Annotated in this window: 14 protein-coding genes; 10 read left to right on the top strand and 4 right to left on the bottom strand. The window is 46.5% G+C overall.

What is annotated here, in order from left to right; all coding sequences use genetic code 11:
* Positions 1–11 precede the first annotated feature (11 nt).
* The 3 genes from elyC (at position 12) to MY523_RS14720 (ending at position 2,202) form a co-directional block, all read left to right on the top strand.
* The gene (gene elyC / locus MY523_RS14730; RefSeq protein ID WP_256470531.1) at positions 12–761 is read left to right on the top strand and encodes an envelope biogenesis factor ElyC; all 750 of its coding nucleotides are present in this window, start codon (positions 12–14) and stop codon (positions 759–761) included.
* Positions 762–1,145: 384 nt separating this feature from the next.
* Positions 1,146–1,403 (top strand): hypothetical protein, encoded by a 258-nt coding sequence (locus MY523_RS14725; protein WP_250655449.1) that lies wholly within the window; start codon positions 1,146–1,148, stop codon positions 1,401–1,403.
* Positions 1,404–1,464: 61 nt separating this feature from the next.
* Positions 1,465–2,202 carry a DUF4852 domain-containing protein gene (locus MY523_RS14720; RefSeq protein WP_250655448.1) on the top strand — a complete coding sequence of 246 codons (738 nt, stop codon included), beginning with the start codon at positions 1,465–1,467 and terminating at the stop codon, positions 2,200–2,202.
* A 120-nt stretch (positions 2,203–2,322) separates the two neighbouring features.
* On the opposite strand, the gene hemH is transcribed toward MY523_RS14720, so the two are convergent.
* Positions 2,323–3,312 carry a ferrochelatase gene (hemH, locus tag MY523_RS14715; RefSeq protein WP_250655447.1) on the bottom strand — a complete coding sequence of 330 codons (990 nt, stop codon included), beginning with the start codon at positions 3,310–3,312 and terminating at the stop codon, positions 2,323–2,325.
* A gap of 291 nt (positions 3,313–3,603) precedes the next feature.
* On the opposite strand from hemH, the gene MY523_RS14710 reads away from it, so the two are divergent.
* Both MY523_RS14710 and MY523_RS14705 read left to right on the top strand, forming a co-directional pair.
* Positions 3,604–4,125, top strand: a complete 522-nt coding sequence (locus MY523_RS14710) for a copper chaperone PCu(A)C (protein WP_250655446.1) — start codon at positions 3,604–3,606, stop codon at positions 4,123–4,125.
* A 252-nt stretch (positions 4,126–4,377) separates the two neighbouring features.
* Positions 4,378–4,644 carry a c-type cytochrome gene (locus MY523_RS14705; protein ID WP_370301530.1) on the top strand — a complete coding sequence of 89 codons (267 nt, stop codon included), beginning with the start codon at positions 4,378–4,380 and terminating at the stop codon, positions 4,642–4,644.
* Positions 4,645–4,861: 217 nt separating this feature from the next.
* On the opposite strand, the gene ppnN is transcribed toward MY523_RS14705, so the two are convergent.
* Positions 4,862–6,232, bottom strand: coding sequence for a nucleotide 5'-monophosphate nucleosidase PpnN (gene ppnN, locus MY523_RS14700; protein ID WP_370301074.1), 1,371 nt, complete (start codon positions 6,230–6,232; stop codon positions 4,862–4,864).
* Between the two features lie 269 nt (positions 6,233–6,501).
* Between ppnN and thiI the strand changes: the two genes are divergently transcribed.
* Together thiI and MY523_RS14690 are read left to right on the top strand one after the other, a co-directional pair.
* Positions 6,502–7,953, top strand: a complete 1,452-nt coding sequence (gene thiI, locus MY523_RS14695; RefSeq protein ID WP_250655444.1) for a tRNA uracil 4-sulfurtransferase ThiI — start codon at positions 6,502–6,504, stop codon at positions 7,951–7,953.
* Between the two features lie 141 nt (positions 7,954–8,094).
* The gene (locus MY523_RS14690) at positions 8,095–9,663 is read left to right on the top strand and encodes a DUF3369 domain-containing protein (protein WP_250655443.1); all 1,569 of its coding nucleotides are present in this window, start codon (positions 8,095–8,097) and stop codon (positions 9,661–9,663) included.
* Positions 9,664–9,743: 80 nt separating this feature from the next.
* Here MY523_RS14690 and MY523_RS14685 read toward each other — a convergent pair whose 3' ends face one another.
* Positions 9,744–12,605, bottom strand: coding sequence for an ATP-binding protein (locus tag MY523_RS14685; protein ID WP_250655442.1), 2,862 nt, complete (start codon positions 12,603–12,605; stop codon positions 9,744–9,746).
* Positions 12,595–12,846, bottom strand: a complete 252-nt coding sequence (locus tag MY523_RS14680) for a hypothetical protein (RefSeq protein WP_250655441.1) — start codon at positions 12,844–12,846, stop codon at positions 12,595–12,597. Before MY523_RS14680 ends, MY523_RS14685 begins: the two co-directional genes overlap by 11 nt.
* A gap of 443 nt (positions 12,847–13,289) precedes the next feature.
* Here MY523_RS14680 and MY523_RS14675 point away from each other — a divergent pair, with 443 nt between their 5' ends.
* From MY523_RS14675 to MY523_RS14665, 3 genes are all read left to right on the top strand, one after another.
* The gene (locus MY523_RS14675; protein WP_250655440.1) at positions 13,290–13,949 is read left to right on the top strand and encodes a TetR/AcrR family transcriptional regulator; all 660 of its coding nucleotides are present in this window, start codon (positions 13,290–13,292) and stop codon (positions 13,947–13,949) included.
* An 84-nt stretch (positions 13,950–14,033) separates the two neighbouring features.
* Positions 14,034–15,503: an OmpP1/FadL family transporter gene (locus MY523_RS14670; RefSeq protein ID WP_250655439.1), complete on the top strand. Its 1,470-nt coding sequence runs from the start codon at positions 14,034–14,036 to the stop codon at positions 15,501–15,503.
* A gap of 73 nt (positions 15,504–15,576) precedes the next feature.
* A complete protein-coding gene (locus MY523_RS14665) occupies positions 15,577–16,782 on the top strand; it encodes an amino acid deaminase/aldolase (protein WP_250655438.1) in 1,206 nt (401 codons plus the stop codon).
* The last annotated feature ends 3 nt before the right edge of the window (positions 16,783–16,785 follow it).

Genomic DNA, 16,785 nt, shown 5'->3' with positions numbered 1-16,785 from the left:
AGGACATTGACGTGTTATTTCAGCTTAAAAAAGTAATAGGGGGGTTAATGATGCCGTTACCCCTCTCCTTGATTATTATCCTTATTGGGCTGGTGTTGCTGGTTGGCGGCAGGCAGAAACTGGGGCGGGTGGGGGTAGCGCTCGGATGTCTGGTTATTGCGCTAAGCAGCTCAATGCCATTTGCACAACTTATCACCAAACCCCTTGAAAGAACGTACCCTGCCTATGCCGGCCAGCCGGTGTCATATGTTGTGGTATTGGGAGGCGGACATGTGACGGATGACTATCTTCCGGTCTCCAGTGTGCTTAGCAGCGCATCCCTGACCCGGTTGGTAGAAGGCATTCGAGTCTATCGGCTTAACTCAGGTGCGAAGCTTGTACTATCAGGTTATAGCGGCAGTGATTCTGTGCCTCATGCCATTGCCATGAAGAGGGTCGCACTGGCGCTTGGTATTCCAGAGCAGGATATTATTGCTGAGCCCCGACCAAGGGATACCCGAGAAGAGGCCCAGTATATGGTGAATATTGTGAATGAAAGCCCTTTTGCGTTGGTGACGTCTGCTTCTCATATGGCTCGGGCGGTATCCCTGTTTAAAGGACAGGGTCTTGACCCGATAGCATCACCCACCTATTTTTCGGTCAAAGAAGCTAAAGAAAACGATTGGCGTTACTATCTTCCAAGGCCAGACGCGTTAGCTATGACCCAGATGGCGTGGCATGAATACCTGGGTCGGGCTTGGGGGTGGATGACGAAGGAATAATATCGGGCGCGGGGCACCCTTACTTCTTTGTAGCCAAACATTTTGCCTAGGTCTTTGTACGAGGGTGCCCTGCGCCCGATTCTATGCTCAGCAGAAAACTAGAAGGTATTAGCAAGGCTGCCATCGTATTAAGCCATTCATATCGGTTGTAATTATCAATGGCTGTGAATATTATACTCCGTACCCCCTCATTGATTAAATGTTGGGTGCTTCAAATAATCTACTATCCATGGAATGGATACATAAACAAGGAGGTATTATGCCCTGCACTGATTTTTCTAATTTTGGCTCATATTTCGAGCAGAACATGAATGCGATTGGGTTACCGGCATCAACTGAGTTGTTACCCCATCCATAATTTGTTAACCCTATAGGCTGATCTAGATGTTTGAGAATTGGAATGGTTTGTTTTTGGTTGTAGGTCTAGGGCTGATTGTTATCTTGATATCTGAGATATCTAACTATGTTCAAGAAAAGTTTTTAGTTAAACAAGGTATTTTAAAGCCACTTGATCAAACGACTGATGAAGACATTGCCTGCTTAAAAAAAAGAGGGTATCCGGTCTGGGCTATTAAGCGCTATAGACAGATGAACAAAGGGGTTTCATTGAGAAAAGCTAAAGAGTATGTGGAGTCTCTTTAGTTATAATGAGATTGTATAAAGTAACACAAGGAATTATTTGATCTGAACAGGGAAAATGTTTATGAAAATACTAATAACTCTATTAATCACGAGCCTTTTAACTGCTTGTGCTGTTAACGGACAGCACTCTTATATAGGAGGCAAGTGTGTCTCCTGTTGGAATAACCCTCTTACGCAAGAGCCTCTTAACTATGCTGCCGGGGCAAACAATACTGAGGTGCTTACATGGCATGAGCTAATGCTTGAGGGACTTAATGGCAAAAGAGATAGTTTAGATATATACGGTGAGGACTATTTACGGTATCAATATGGAAATAAAGTGGTTTCCATGAAGGGGAATGAAATAGCCTATCAGCGTAATGTTAATCAAGCAGTCGGTGATCTTAAGAGTGCAGTCAGCTCGCATAGTTTGAAACCTGCATATCAGGTTACTGTTTCATCTAAGATAGATGGCTATGATTTTGAAAAACAGGAATTCCCTGTCATGCTAGCTGAATCATTTATTCTTCAATCGGATAATAATATAAATGTCTTACCAAAAGAAATTGTTGTTAGTGTGAACAATGTTAATGAGCTGCCAAACTTAAAAATGGCGGCGAATGAGGCTGAAAGGTTCCTTAAAAAAAGACGAAATAGCAGAGGAATATATGTAAGGTATGTTCTTGAAAATATTGAGATGGATGTGCCTGGAATCTTCAGTGCCCGCGTAAAAGAAGTTCAATTCATTGATGTAAAACCTAGCATCGTCACCCGCCCAGATAAGGAAAAGTTTCAGCCTATTTCGGTCGTAGAAATCTGACTTGAGTCTCTCAATACCGCAATAGAAACGTTAAAAAAGAACGGTCAATTAGAAGAGATATACAGTAAATATCGCTAACTATGCTGCTTGCCCTCTTAACTTGAAAGAGGGCTTTTGATATCAGATGTTTTCGTTCACTAACGCTTCCAACAGGTCAATATGGGGGGCTTGATCATTTAGCGCGGGAATGTAATGGAAGTCACTGCCGCCAGCTTCTTCAAAGTAGCCGCGGTTTTCTTCATCTATCTCTTCTATTGTTTCCAGGCAGTCGGCAGAAAAACCTGGGCAGATCACATCTAGCCCTTTCAGGTTTGTTTTGCCCAGCGCCTTCATCGTTTCATCTGTATAGGGTTTCAACCACTCAGCGGCCCCCACTCGAGACTGATAACTCAGCTGCCACTGATCGTCTGAAAGGTTTAGTGCTTTGGCGACTAACTGTGCGGTAGCAACACACTCGTCCGGGTAAGGGTCACCTTTATCCACGTATGATTTGGGAATGCCATGAAATGAAAAAAACAGTTTTGCCTGTCGGCCAGTTGTTTTCCAGTGCTCGCGCACAGTGGAGGCTAATGCTTCAATGTACAACGGGTGGTGGTAGTATCGTTTAATGAAGTGCACCTGAGGGATATCGCGCATGTCTTTTAATGCTTTGCTCAGCGCATCCCATGAGGCGGCTGTTGTAGTCGCCGAGTATTGAGGGTATAGCGGTAAGACCAAAATATCTTCGTACCCTTCATTTTTAAGTGTGTTCAATACGGTTGTAAATGACGGATTTCCATAGGTCATTGCTGCGGCAACTTTGATCTGAGGGCCGTTGGTATTCTGATCCAGACGTTGCTGAAGCTTACTGACTTGCTGATTGGTGATGCGGCGGATTGGCGACTCTCCATCCTTCCAGATGCCTTTGTACGCTTCTACCAGCTTCGCCGGGCGGAACCTTAAGATGATAAGATTAAGTACGAACCACCATATCAGCCTGGGCGTTTCGATAACACGCGGATCGCTTAAAAACTCTTTGAGATAGCGTCGGATCGCGGGTGTGGTTGGCTCATCAGGCGTACCAAGATTGACCAAAAGAACTGCTTTTTTACGGGCGTCATTCGGGTTCATGCTTGTCTCTTTGTCTAAATGTGGTCAATTGGCGGGTTTTATTGGGGCGTTAGATTATCGCCGGATGAGCCGGTTGGCAAGGGATATGGTTAATATAAGCGTCTATCCCGGCTATTAACCTGCAATGGTTTCATAATTTGAGGTGCATCATAGGCACGGTAGAAAACTGCTTTTAGTGTGACAAAATGACGCAGATCGTGCTCGGTATCTTTGTCTATTAGTCGTTAGAATAACGGTCAGTATTTAATGACCTGTATTTTGTGCAGTATTTTATGAACGATAGGAGAGTTAATGATGCGATGGCTTGGGCGTTTTACAGCAAGTTGTTTGATTCTGGTATTGAGTTTGTCGGCAGTTACTGCAAGCGCAGAGATGAACCATACTAAAAAAACGGATATACAAGCACATATGACCTGGGTTAGGGCCGTTCCCCCTGTCGCAACGATTACCGCAGCCTATATGATGCTGCATAATTACAGCCAGCAAGATGACCGGCTGATTGGGATCGAATCGCCTGTTGCGGGTGTGGTTGAGATGCACGCATCGGACATGAGTGATGGGGTGATGAAGATGGTTAAGCTTCAGGAGGTCGTGGTGCCAGCCAAAGGGTTCGTGATGTTCGAGCCGGCAGGTAATCATATTATGTTGATTGATTTGAAGCAGCCGTTAAAAGTGGGCAGCATGGTACCGCTTACGCTGGTTTTTGAGCATCATGGCCGCGTAGATATGCAACTGGTTGTATCGCACCCGCCAGAAGGGCAGAGCAATGGTGACATGGAGATGCAACACAGCGGGCATCAAATGAATCATTAAACTGTATCTCCTTGATGGATATCATTTTCAATAAACAGTAGTATTGCTTAAATGACGTGTTTTATAGAACGCTGATAGTTAGTCTGTTATAGACGTTGTTGTCTGGACGTTATCGCTGCTAATGCGAGTCCGGCGCAGTGGATGAATTAGGTTAGATATTAGAAAAATACTACGATTTGAGAGGATCACAATATGAGAGCACTTAAAAAGTCTGTTTTGGCATTAGCTGCTACATTAGCCGTTTCTGCGCCTATGATGGCAAATGCTGGCGGTGATGTTGCTGCTGGAAAGGCAAAGGCGGGTGTTTGCGCTGCATGTCACGGCCCAGAAGGGGTTGCAATGATTCCAATTTACCCTAACCTTGCAGGCCAGAACGAGCAGTACCTGGTAAGTGCTCTAAAAGCATACAAAGCGAAGCAGCGTACAGGTGGTCAGGCAGCAATTATGCAAGGCCAAGCTGCCGCTCTGAGCGATGCAGATATTGCTAACCTTGCAGCGTACTATGCTAGCTTGAAATAATGCCAGTTTGAAGTAATCGAGCTAGCTTGAAGTAATTGCGCTAGCTTGAAGTAATTGCGCTAGTTTGAAGTAATGCTAATTTGACGTAGCGACGACTCACCCCGCTGTTATGCGGAGAGAGTAAAAAAGCAGTTCCCGTCTGGGCACTGCTTTTTTTGTGCTTGATGTTTATATCAACGTTATGCCCCTTCGGACGTCTATCGCCAGACGTTAACTACTAATTCACAATACGGTAGCTCGGCGTGTAGACCTTGCCTGGCAATTTCATTCTGTGTTCACGTATAAAGGATTCAAGCAACGACTCTAATGGATCAAGAATAGACTTATCGCCGTGAATCTCAAACGGGCCAAACTTTTCGACTCTGCGAATGCCTTCATCTTTAACGTTACCTGCGACGATGCCGGAAAAAGCTCTTCGAAGGTTAGCCGCTAAGATATGGACCGGTTGCTCTCTATGCAGCTGAAGATTTTCCATATTCTCATGGGTTGGCTGAAACGGCTGTTGAAAAAGCGGGTCGATCTTAAGCAGCCAGTTAAAGTAGTACGCATCTCTGTGAATCCGCCTATAATGCGCGACCTCTTCTATTCCTGACTTGATCTCCTGGGCGACTCTGATTGGGTCATCAATAATTATCTTGTAGCGCTTTTGGGCTTCTTCACCCAACGCTCCGCCAATAAATTTATCGATCATATTGAAATATGACTCGTTCTCTTTCGATCCGGCAAAAATAACTGGAAACGGAAGCTTTTGGTTAGCCGGGTGCAGCAGAATCCCCAGTAGATAAAGTATCTCTTCTGCGGTGCCTACTCCACCGGGAAACACAATAATCGCGTGTCCGGTTCGAACAAAGGCCTCAAGCCGCTTTTCAATATCGGGCAATATCGTCAGCTCGTTGACGATAGGGTTGGGTGACTCGGCTGCGATAATGCCCGGCTCACTGATGCCAATATAACGGCCATTGTTAATACGCTGCTTTGAGTGCGCAATGGTCGCGCCTTTCATTGGCCCTTTCATTGCTCCAGGCCCACACCCCGTGCAGACGCTTAGTCCTCTTAGCCCAAGCTCATGACCGACATTTTTGGTGAAGTCATACTCCTGTCGGCTGATTGAGTGACCGCCCCAGCAGACTACGATATCGGGTTGTGTACCTGCCGCTAGAATTTGCGCGTTACGTAGCTGGTGAAAAATAAAATTCGTGATGCCGTCTGAGGACTCAAGGTCAAAACCACTGCTTTTCACTAGTACACTGTTGGCATGAACAATATCTCTTAGTGCAGAAAACAGGTGCTCCTTAATACCCTTGATCATCTCGCCGTCGACGAAAGCACTCGCCGGCGCGTTAATGACCTCTAGTTTGATCCCTCTCGGCTGGTTAACCAGCTTGATATCGAAATCTTTGTATTCCTCCATAATGGCTTTGCTGTCATCGCTTTCGTTGCCGCAGTTCAGAACAGCCAGGGCGCATTGGCGGAACAGGTCATACAGCCCCTTTTTGCTTTTATCTTTGAGCAGGCTTACTTCATGCCGCGATAGTACTTCCATTGTACCTTCAGGGGTGATTCGCGCGTTTATTCCAGAGTTGGCCATAATGCCTCTATAGGTGATGCCCTTCGTTTACTATTGGCCTATAACATGCGCAGAAAAAATAGGTGGCGCACGGACGAGCCAGACGTTGGGGTTAATGTTTGTTGTTTATTAATAAGCTTAGTTGATTTCAGTAAATTCTGTAGAACCGTATTTCTAAGCCGATATGTTTACGGATAAATCATTGTTATGAAATCTTGATGACAAACAGGTAAAATGCTCAGCTACGCCCTCGTTAAGTCACTTATAGGTTCAGTTTTACAGGCAAACACATGAAATTTATCGTCAAGCTATTTCCTGAAATCACTATTAAAAGCAAGCCCGTTCGAAAGCAGTTTGTAAAACAGCTAAGAAGTAATATCAGAAAGATTATTAAGCGAATCGATGAGGGAATTGAGGTTATTGGCCTGTGGGATAAAATCGAAGTAGGTCTTCCCGAGGCGCTAATTGATAGATCTGACGAAGTGGTTGAGGCGCTGGAACGCATTCCAGGTATCGCCAATATTCTTCAGGTGACAGAGCATACCTATAGTGATTTTGACGATATTCTAGAGCATACCCGCGCGGTCTATGCTCCGATGATTGCGGGCAAAACCTTTGTGGTCAGAGTCAAGAGGGCTGGTAAGCATGACTTTAAATCCACTGACGTTGAGCGTTATGTGGGGGGTGGGCTGTTAAAGCTGACTGAGGGCAAGTCTGTAGAACTACGCAACCCTGAGGTGACGGTTAAGCTCGAAATTAGAGATGAAAAACTCTATATCATTGAGAAACGGTTTGAAGGGCTTGGAGGTTTCCCGCTTGGCAGCCTTGACTCTGTCTTATCACTGATCTCCGGTGGATTTGATTCGACAGTATCCAGCTTTCTCACCATGAGGCGAGGCTTAAGAACCCACTACTGTTTCTTTAACCTGGGTGGTTCTGCCCATGAGATAGGGGTTAAACAGGTATCGCTTTATTTGTGGGAGCGGTATGGGTCTTCACACAAGGTCAAGTTTATCACGATCCCGTTTGAAGAGGTGGTGGCAGAAATCCTCAAGAGCGTCCATCACTCACAGATGGGCGTTGTGCTAAAAAGGATGATGCTCAGAGCGGCCTCTCAAGTGGCCGAAAATATGAGTGTGCAGGCGCTGGTGACGGGCGAAAGTATTGCGCAGGTGTCGAGCCAGACGCTGACCAATTTGTCGGTGATTGATAAGGTAACCGATACGCTGGTGTTACGACCACTGGTTACCATGGATAAACCCGAAATTATTCGTATTTCAGCTGAAATCGGCACCGAAGATTTTGCTAAAACAATGCCTGAATATTGCGGTGTCATTTCTGATCGTCCGACTACGCGAGCGAAGCTGGATAAAATAGTCAGGGAAGAAGAACGTTTTGACTTTTCGGTACTGGATAAGGCAGTAGAAGAGTTGGTGGCGGTTAATATTGATCAGGTCATGGACTCGGTGGTCACCGTTGACGATGTTGAAATTGTTTCGACTCCAGCGGTTAGTGATGTGATTGTTGATATTCGTCACCCGGATGAGGCAGAGCGTAAGCCCCTGCACTTAACCAACAACGAGATCGTGCACATTCCATTTTTTGAGCTTATGAGCAAAACTCAGGAGATAGATTTATCAAAGCGCTACCTGCTGTACTGTGATAAAGGCACCATGAGCCAGTTACATGCCAGTCATTTAAAAGGGCAAGGGTTTGATAATGTCCTGGTATATAAGGGGTAGGTATATAAGGGCTAGGTGTATAAGGGCTAAGACCTTCTACAGAGTTGCAAAACAGTTTGTTAGTTAAGCCGTCATCGCAACCTTCAAAAGAGACACTATACTTAAGTAGTTCATTGATTATTTAACTGGATTAGTGTCTCTATGGCGACTGAAGAGCTATTTCAATTTGCAGACGAAGAACCTCTATTACCCTCTGCGCTGATACCACAAGAGAACCAGTGGAACGTATTGGTTATTGATGATGAGGAAGAAGTTCACTCTGTTACCAGTATGGTTCTGTCTGACTTTGAGTTTGCAGGGAAAGGCGTAAAACTAATTAGTGCTCATTCGGCCAGCGAAGCTGAAAAGATTTTACGAGAGCAGGATGATATCGCGGTTGCATTGGTGGATGTCGTCATGGAAACCGATGATGCAGGCTTAAGGCTTGTTCGCACCATTCGGGAGACGCTCAAAAATAGTAAAACCCGCCTGGTTTTGCGCACCGGCCAGCCGGGCCAGGCACCAGAAGAGCAGGTGATTGTCGACTATGATATTAATGACTACAAAGATAAAACCGAACTCACCGCAATAAAGCTCAAAACACTACTCTATTCCAGCCTTCGAAGTTACCGTGATATTGTCGCGCTTGATAATAACCGCCTTGGTCTAAAGCAGGTGATAGAATCTTCTGCCACTATATTTCAGCTTCAGTCCCTGCGACGATTTTTTTCTGCGGCGCTGATGCAGTTAACGTCTTTGCTCCACCTGGGAAAAGATGCTGCGTATGTGGAGCTTGTAAAGGGGTTTGCGGCAACGTCGGTAGAAGACCACTTTGAGGTCATGGCAGGCACGGGCGATTATGCCAGCCTGAACTGTGGTGAACCACTAAAAAACCTCCCTTTGAATGTCATTAAGTCTTTGTGCGAAGCTAACAGTGCGCGTCAGAGCATTTTTTCTGATCATCATATTGTGATCTTTTTTGAGTCGACGCGAGGGGCTAGAAACCTGCTTTACCTTGAAAATACTAACCCTCTCTCTGATACGGATAAGCAGCTGATCGAGATTTTCTGTACCAATGCGTCGATAGCATTTGAAAATGTCCTGCTGAAAACCGAGATCGAAGAAACCCAACGAGAAACCGTTTGTTTACTCGGTGAAGCAGTGGAAAACCGTTCCAAAGAAACCGGCAGCCATGTTCAGCGAGTGGCTGAAATTTCGAGCTTTTTGGCTAACAAGGTTGGGCTTTCGGAAGCGGACGTCGACATCCTGCGGGCGGCGGCACCTCTGCATGATCTGGGTAAAATTGGTATTTCGGATGTTATTCTAAACAAGGCCGGCAAGCACACTCCGGGTGAGATGGCGGTGATGAGGCAGCATGTTTCGATTGGTTATGAAATGCTGAAACGTTCGTCTCGGCCGGTGTTACAGTGTGCTGCGATTGTCGCACAACAACACCATGAAAAATGGGATGGCACCGGGTATCCGCAAGGGTTAGCCGGTGAAAACATTGATATTCGTGGACGAATTGTTGCAGTAGCAGATGTTTTTGATGCCTTGAGCAGCCGCCGTTGCTATAAAAAAGAGTGGCCGCTTCATGATGTCGTTGAATACTTCAACGAGCAGAAAGGAAAGCAGTTTGACCCTGCGCTTGTTGATCTGGTGATTACTCATATCGATGACATTATTGCTATTCGTGCCCGCTATCAAGATGGCAATGGCGCAGACTCATAAGCTGCAAGCTGTTTTGAGGTTGAGGTTGAGGCTGAGGTAGAGGTAGAAATTGAGGTATGGCCGCCTTTGAATGGCGCAGGTTACTGAGCCACTCTGGGAAAACGCACAGTATACTCGACACCTTCATTGGGTGAGCTGTTGCACTGAATCGTTCCCTGCAGTTTTTGCACCACAATATTATACATAATGTGAGCACCCAGGCCGCTCCCACCACTGCCTCTTCTGGTTGTGAAGAACGGTTCAAACAGGTGCTCTAAGACCTCACTACTCATGCCCTTCCCATTGTCTTTATAGATAATGATGACATTGTCACCTTCAGTGGATGCATCAATCGAAATCTGGCCCTTTTCGGTCTCTTCAAAGGCATGCATAAGCGAGTTGGTGATGAGGTTGGTAATAATTTGTGATAGCGCCCCAGGGTAGCTGTTGATTTCAATATGTTCATTGCAATTGACGCTTATCGTGCAGGCGCTGTGCTTGAGCTTGGGTTTTAACGAGAGCAGAATCTCGTCGATATAGGTTTTTAAATTGAATGATCGCTTCCCTTCACTGGACTGATCAACCGCTACTTGCTTAAAGCTTTTTATTAACTCTGCCGCTTTGCCGGTATTATTGAGCAGTATGCGAATGCTCTCATCGCTGGTCTCGATAAATTTTAAGAAGTCAGGTTTGGTGAGCTGCCCTGACTCGAATTTACTTTTGAATTGGTGAGTACTGTCATTGAGGTGTGACACTGCGGTAATGGATATACCCAGCGGGGTATTTATTTCGTGAGCAACGCCCGCAACCAGACCGCCCAGGGCCGCCATTTTGTCTGCTTCCGCGAGACTCTGCTGTGTCTCGCTGAGTTCAACCAGTGTTTTTAGCAAATGATCATTGGTTGCCTTTAGTTCTGTGGTCTGCTTTTCGACCTGATTTTTCAAGTCTTTTGCATTTTCGATATAGAGATCTTCTCTCTCCTGGTAGTAATCAACTTTCTCCTTTAGCGCGTGTGGGGAGATATTTAGTTCCGCCAGAAGATCGGCATAGGTTGCCGAGAGCTCTTTATATTCGTCCCGGTTGAGCAACCCGGAACGCTTTATTGCGATATGTGCCGAAGCCGCGCCAATAGAACCGGCCAATGTACTTTCTGCTGCGTTGACCAATTGTGATAATTGGAGAATGCTGATCTTTTCATCAGGATTTAATGATTCCCGCTTTAGCGTTTGTTTAAGCTTCTGCTGGGCAATGTTATGGGTAAAGTAGTCACTGTATACCGCTTGGATGATATCGATTTTATCGTTTATATCGACCTTCTGGTCTTGCTTGAGATGGTGAAAATCTTCCTGATCAAGAATGCCTGTGAAGAGGTTGGCGTTCATTAACTCTTCTCTGGAGGTTTTGGTGATCAGGGAGACCACGATATATGTCGTGATGTTAACCAGTAGTGACCAGAATACGGTATGAGTGAGTGCATTAACCCCGCCGGTGCCAAATAGTGCTTGAGGGTTTAAAAACGTTATGGCGTCGACGCCTGTTTGCATTAATGCCACAGGAAACCAGCCACTTTGAATGAGCGCAGGCAGAACCATGGTATAAAACCAAACTGAAAACCCGGCAAGAATGGCTGAAATGGCACCGTAATGGTTGCCTTTTTTCCAGTAGATGCCACCAAGTATAGCGGGCGCAAACTGGAGTGTCGCCGCAAATGAGATGAGCCCTGTCCGGGCCAGCATATATGACCCTCCCACGGCAAGATAGAAGAAATAGCTGCTGAGTATAATGGCGGCTACGACCACCCAGCGACAGGCAAGCAGGTTTCGCCTGATAAAGAGGCACACTTTGTAACGCTCAATGATGGGTAAAATCAGGTTGTTGGTGATCATGGTCGACAGGGTCATTGAGCTCACCATGATCATGCCCATTGCCGCAGAGAAGCCGCCAATAAAAACGAAAAATGCTAATGGCAGCGCGTCAGACCAAAGCGGCAGTAAAAGAACAAAAATGTCTGCATCAGAAGAGGGCAGGCCTGACATCAGACTGACTAAGGCAATAGGTACAACAAACAGGGTGATTGCCAGCAGGTACAATGGCAGCATCCACTGAGCTGTCTTGATGTGGTTGGGGTCATGGTTTTCGATCACGGCAACGTGAAACTGCCTGGGCAGGAAGAAAAAGTTGGCTGCCCCCAGCATTAACAGTGTTATCCAGAGCTCGGAAGGCAGCGCCGATGCCATTCTGGCGATGACCGGGTGTGTCTGCTGGTGAATCTGGGCGGTTTCAAACAGCTCTTCAACACCGTCAAACAGAGAATAGCAGACAAATACTCCGATGCTTAGCAGGGCTGCGAGTTTTACAATGCTTTCTGTCGCCAGTGATAACATCATTCCCTGATGCCGTTCAGTGGGGTCTAGCCGCCTGACGCCAAAAATAATAGTGAAGAAAATCATGATCACGATGATGATCCAATCAAAATAGTTTATCAGCACCTGCTCATTACTGGAGGGGTCACTAAACGCGACCAGTTCATTGAAGCTAACAATAATCGCCTTGAGTTGGATTGAGATATAAGGAATGCTGCCGACCATTGCCAGCATCGCCGCGAGGGTGCCAAGGGTGTTTGACTTGTTATAACGCGCAGCGAGAAAGTCAGCCATGCTGGTAATACGAAACTGATTTTTAATTTTGATCAGCCTGCGGAGAATACTCCAGCTAAAGATCATAATGAGGCATGGCCCCAAGAAAATAGCCATATATAAATAGCCAGACTGGGTCGCCATTCCAACCAGCCCATAGAACGTCCATGAGGTGCAATAAATGGCTAGAGAGAGGCCGTAGGTCATGGGGTGTTTGGCAAATTTATTGGCGGTTGGTGAGTGGCCTTCCCCCCATCGGGCGATCAGAAACAGCACGCCCATATAGCCCAGCATGACAGAAACCAATAGCGTGACGTTAATCATCATCGGCCTCCTCAGCGGAGCGCTCAGATGTCAGCACCAGATACCCTTGCACAGCGAGGCCGATAACAAGTATGCCCCAAACGCTGTGGTAGTATAGGTATAGTGACCATAACGAAGGTGTTTCGGTGGCAAAAAAAGGCCACATCAGCAGTAATAGGTAACCGATAAGAAACAGCCCGCGTATTTCTTTGTTGCGGCATAGTTTGCGAAATGCGGTCAGGGCTGTTGTTAATCGGTTTTGCATCGCGTTATCTGCTTTTTTATTTTTTGCCTGTTAAGGCTGTTTTTCGCGTGATGTCATCGTGCAGGGTAGATCAAGGGAAGCGTGAGAGGCCAGAACTGCTATTGATGTTCGGGGCAACCCCCTTTATTTACAAGAAGGGCGGGTTAAGCAGGTGCCTCTGTTCTCTGCATCGTTTAGACTTGAGAATAGATTAGAAATCATCAGTGCTCCACTCTTTGTGGTGATTACAAGTGGTGGGGGCGTGCTGCTTTTAGTGAGGGTAACCGAACAATAATGATCTAAACGAGATAATATGTCACGTTATTTTGTGCTGATATTTATCTAGAAACGTGGGAAATTATTGATGCTGTATGCTTGTTCACAAATCATACAGAACATAAAACGTGATATATTGTCATCTTTTAATGTTAAGACTACACTTTAGCTAACATAAGAGGTCTTGAATGAGTACCGAAAGCCTTAAAGACGACCAGACTGCATCGACTGATGCAGTATCAACTGATATTGAGCCGCGCCGATTGCCGGTTCAAGGGCGTAGCCGTGAACGAGTCAATGTGATTCTTAATTGCACGGTTGAGCTAATAAAAGAGGTGGGTGTTCAAGGGTTAAAAACCTCGGAAGTCGCGCGCCAGGCTGGCATCTCGCTGCCATCGCTTTATCGGTATTTTCCAAATAAAGCCGCGATTATTAAGGCTATCGCCCAACAACACATTGAAAAGTTGAGCGGTTTGATGCAGGCGTTCCTGGTTGATTTTGACCTGGACGAAGGGTTTGACCACCTTATCGATGTATACGCACAATTTTATCGCTCAGAGCCGGGTTACAAAGAGATTTGGTCTGGGGTCGAGTCTATGCCGGAGTTGCAAGAGCTTGATCTCGGAGACCTGTATAACAACGCTGACAGTCTGTCGGTTCGAGCAAAGTCGAGGTTTAAAGGGGTAGATGATGAGCGGGTTTGGCTCATCTGTGTGATGCTGCCACGAACCTGTGGCGCAATATTGCGACTCTCAATGACAATGGATGAAGCGCAATCTGCGATGTTGTTATCAGAATTAAAGCTGATGGTGAAAGCCTATTTGAAGGAACGCGCAACCTCGGAATAGAGTGGGCGGTCACGATAAGTCAGGCACTCATCAGGCTTCTGGAGCAGTAGCGATGCTATTGCGAAAATGTAACTGGAGTATGCCATGAATAAAAATAAGAAGTTAGCAAATGCTTGTCGGTCTAAAAATAGCCATAACACCAAAGGGGATAAAGGGCTCTGTACACCCTCAAAAATGCTGGCAATAAGTGCCTTGCTGGTCAGCGGTCAGCTTTCGGCTCAAGGTTATTATGTTGATGAACAAAGTGCCAAACGATTAGGGGACGCCTTCTCAGGTGGCGCTGCCGAAGCGGAAGATGCCTCAACGGCATTTTATAACCCCGCCGGGCTCAGCAGAATAAAACAGTCGGAGCTGGTGGTTAACCTTAGTCTTTTGAATACTCAAACCGACGTTAGTGCGACGGGTTCCAGCCTGGATCAAATGACCAGCTTAAATACATATACCACCACGCCATTGCAAGGTGATGGCTCCCCATCGGTCAGTGAAGTCTTTGCCCTCCCGAGCATTTATCTCGCTCTACCTCAATATGATCAACTCGCGTTTGGCCTCTCCATTAATGCCCCTTATGCTAGTGGTACGGAGTTTAATCGTGATTTTGTTGGCCGCTATTTCTCAATTGAGTCAGAGATTGCCGGTATCAATGTTGGTTTTATGGCCAGCTTGAAGCTGAGTGATCAACTCTCGATTGGTGGCGGCGTCAATATGCAGCGGGTTTCAGCCAGTATTGAGCAAGGTATTAACGTGGCAGGGTTTTGCAGTGGGGCTGAAAGTTTAGGATTTACCGGGGGAAATACCTGCTCCGGTATAGGCATCGGCGCACCGGGAACCAGCAGCAGTGACGGCTACTTCAAAGTAAAAGGGCATGATACAGATTACGGCTTTACTGCGGGCGTTTTGTATGAATTCAATGAAAATACCCGTATAGGGATGAATTTTAGAAGCAAAATAGAACATACCCTTGAAGGCAGCGCTAACTTTACTATTCCGGCCAATGCAGAAGCTATTTTGTCGGCACTTGACCCAAACTTAACAACACATGCAACATCCGGCACCGTCGAACTAGTCACACCTGAAACACTATCTATAAGTGGTTTTCATCAGATTAATGAACGCTGGTATGTTCAGGCGGATGCCAACTGGACTAACTGGAGTCGGTTTAAATCTATAGACATTGTGTTGGAGGATACCGGCAGTGTACTGAGTACCCCACAACACTGGAATGACTCTTGGCGCTTGGCGCTTGGGGGCGGGCTTAAGTTAAATCCAGAGTGGACACTTCGCGCGGGCATCGCATTTGAAAAAACGCCGATTCCAGATCAAACCGCGTCTATCGATTTCGCGTTTGATGATTATAAGGCGCTGTCGGTTGGTTTTAGTTACGAACCCAGCGAGACCATCGTGGTTGATGCTGGCTTGCAGCATACCTTGTCGTTTGACAGAAATGTCAGCCAGGGCAATGCCTCTATTTTTGGTGATGCGGCGACGACAGAAAGCCATATTGAAACACAATACACCTCGCTTGCGGTTGGCCTTCGCTGGAAGTTTGGAGAGTAGCCGGTTAGGCGCATATTTTTAGGAACATCCCTTAAATGGGCCAATTTAAGGGACTTAGCTTTTCAGGACAATAATGAACTACCAGAGTTATAAACAAAGCTTACAGGGTCAAACGCTGCCGTTGGCGTACGTTAATCTTGATTACCTTGAGCTGAACGCCAACGCGATACTGCAGCGAGCAGGTGGTATGCCTGTGCGAGTGGTTTCAAAGTCGCTGCGCAGTGTTGATATTATCAAAAAGCTGTTGGGCCATTCGTCTCTATTTCAGGGGGTGATGTGTTTTCACCCCGATGAGGCGGTGTTTTTGGCTGAGCAAGGCCTGGATGACCTGCTGGTGGCATACCCATCGATGCAGGCTGAAGCCATCACCGCGGTTTGTGAGGCTACGCGGTCAGGCAAGCGTATTGTTTTGATGGTGGATTCAGCCGCGCATGTTGAGCTGATTGCCAGCATCGCGGAAAAAGTAGGCGTTATGCAGCCTGTCTGTATGGAAATAGATATGTCTACTCGTTTCCCCGGTGTTCATTTTGGCGTACGCCGGTCACCGATCAGCACGCCAGCACAGGCCGTTGAGCTGTACCGAACCATTGCCAAAAAGGGGGCCGTTAAACTTGAGGGGGTAATGGGCTATGAAGGGCAGATAGCGGGCGTGGGTGACCAAGTCCCTGGCAAAGAGCTTCAGAATAGAGCGATACCGTGGCTAAAGCGCATATCAATACCCCTGTTGACCCGGCGCAGAGGGGCCGTGGTAGAGGCGTTGCAAGATGCCGGAGCCAAGTTGAGATTTGTCAATGGTGGAGGCACAGGCAGCATCGATTCCACCCGTGAAGACCCATCTGTTACCGAGCTGGCGGTAGGTTCTGGTTTTTTCAGCCCTCATCTGTTTGATTATTACTCTGACTTTCAATACTTGCCAGCAGCAGGGTTTGCGCTGGAAGTGTCTCGGCTACCGGGCAGTGGTTATGCCACATGTAGCGGAGGAGGCTATATTGCCTCTGGAGGTGTGGGGGTTGAAAAATCACCCAAACCTTATTTGCCAGAGGGCTTTGTGTTGGATGAAAACGAAGGGGCCGGAGAGGTTCAGACCCCGTTAAAAAGGTCTTCTGATAAAAAATACAAGAATGTAACAAATGCACTGTCTCATGGCGACCCGGTGTTGTTTAGGCATTGCAAAGCGGGCGAGCTCTGTGAGCGTTTTAATGAGTTGGTTTTAATTAAGAATGGTGAAGTGGTTGATAAATGCCTGACCTATCGAGGCCAGGGAAAATCATTTATCTAAAGA

The sequence above is a fragment of the Alkalimarinus coralli genome, assembly GCF_023650515.1.
Taxonomy (GTDB): Bacteria; Pseudomonadota; Gammaproteobacteria; order Pseudomonadales; family Oleiphilaceae; genus Alkalimarinus; species Alkalimarinus coralli.
Note: the sequence above shows the minus strand (reverse complement) of the source record. Positions and strands in the feature narration are given on the sequence as shown.

Excerpts from the sequence above, each read along its gene's own strand:
- MY523_RS14725 (WP_250655449.1), top strand. The coding sequence starts at position 1,146 with ATGTTTGAGAATTGGAATGGTTTGTTTTTGGTTGTAGGTCTAGGGCTG.
- MY523_RS14720 (WP_250655448.1), top strand. The coding sequence starts at position 1,465 with ATGAAAATACTAATAACTCTATTAATCACGAGCCTTTTAACTGCTTGT.
- hemH (WP_250655447.1), bottom strand. The coding sequence starts at position 3,312 with ATGAACCCGAATGACGCCCGTAAAAAAGCAGTTCTTTTGGTCAATCTT.
- MY523_RS14710 (WP_250655446.1), top strand. The coding sequence starts at position 3,604 with ATGATGCGATGGCTTGGGCGTTTTACAGCAAGTTGTTTGATTCTGGTA.
- MY523_RS14705 (WP_370301530.1), top strand. The coding sequence starts at position 4,378 with ATGATGGCAAATGCTGGCGGTGATGTTGCTGCTGGAAAGGCAAAGGCG.
- ppnN (WP_370301074.1), bottom strand. The coding sequence starts at position 6,232 with ATGGCCAACTCTGGAATAAACGCGCGAATCACCCCTGAAGGTACAATG.
- thiI (WP_250655444.1), top strand. The coding sequence starts at position 6,502 with ATGAAATTTATCGTCAAGCTATTTCCTGAAATCACTATTAAAAGCAAG.
- MY523_RS14690 (WP_250655443.1), top strand. The coding sequence starts at position 8,095 with ATGGCGACTGAAGAGCTATTTCAATTTGCAGACGAAGAACCTCTATTA.
- MY523_RS14685 (WP_250655442.1), bottom strand. The coding sequence starts at position 12,605 with ATGATGATTAACGTCACGCTATTGGTTTCTGTCATGCTGGGCTATATG.
- MY523_RS14680 (WP_250655441.1), bottom strand. The coding sequence starts at position 12,846 with ATGCAAAACCGATTAACAACAGCCCTGACCGCATTTCGCAAACTATGC.
- MY523_RS14675 (WP_250655440.1), top strand. The coding sequence starts at position 13,290 with ATGAGTACCGAAAGCCTTAAAGACGACCAGACTGCATCGACTGATGCA.
- MY523_RS14670 (WP_250655439.1), top strand. The coding sequence starts at position 14,034 with ATGAATAAAAATAAGAAGTTAGCAAATGCTTGTCGGTCTAAAAATAGC.
- MY523_RS14665 (WP_250655438.1), top strand. The coding sequence starts at position 15,577 with ATGAACTACCAGAGTTATAAACAAAGCTTACAGGGTCAAACGCTGCCG.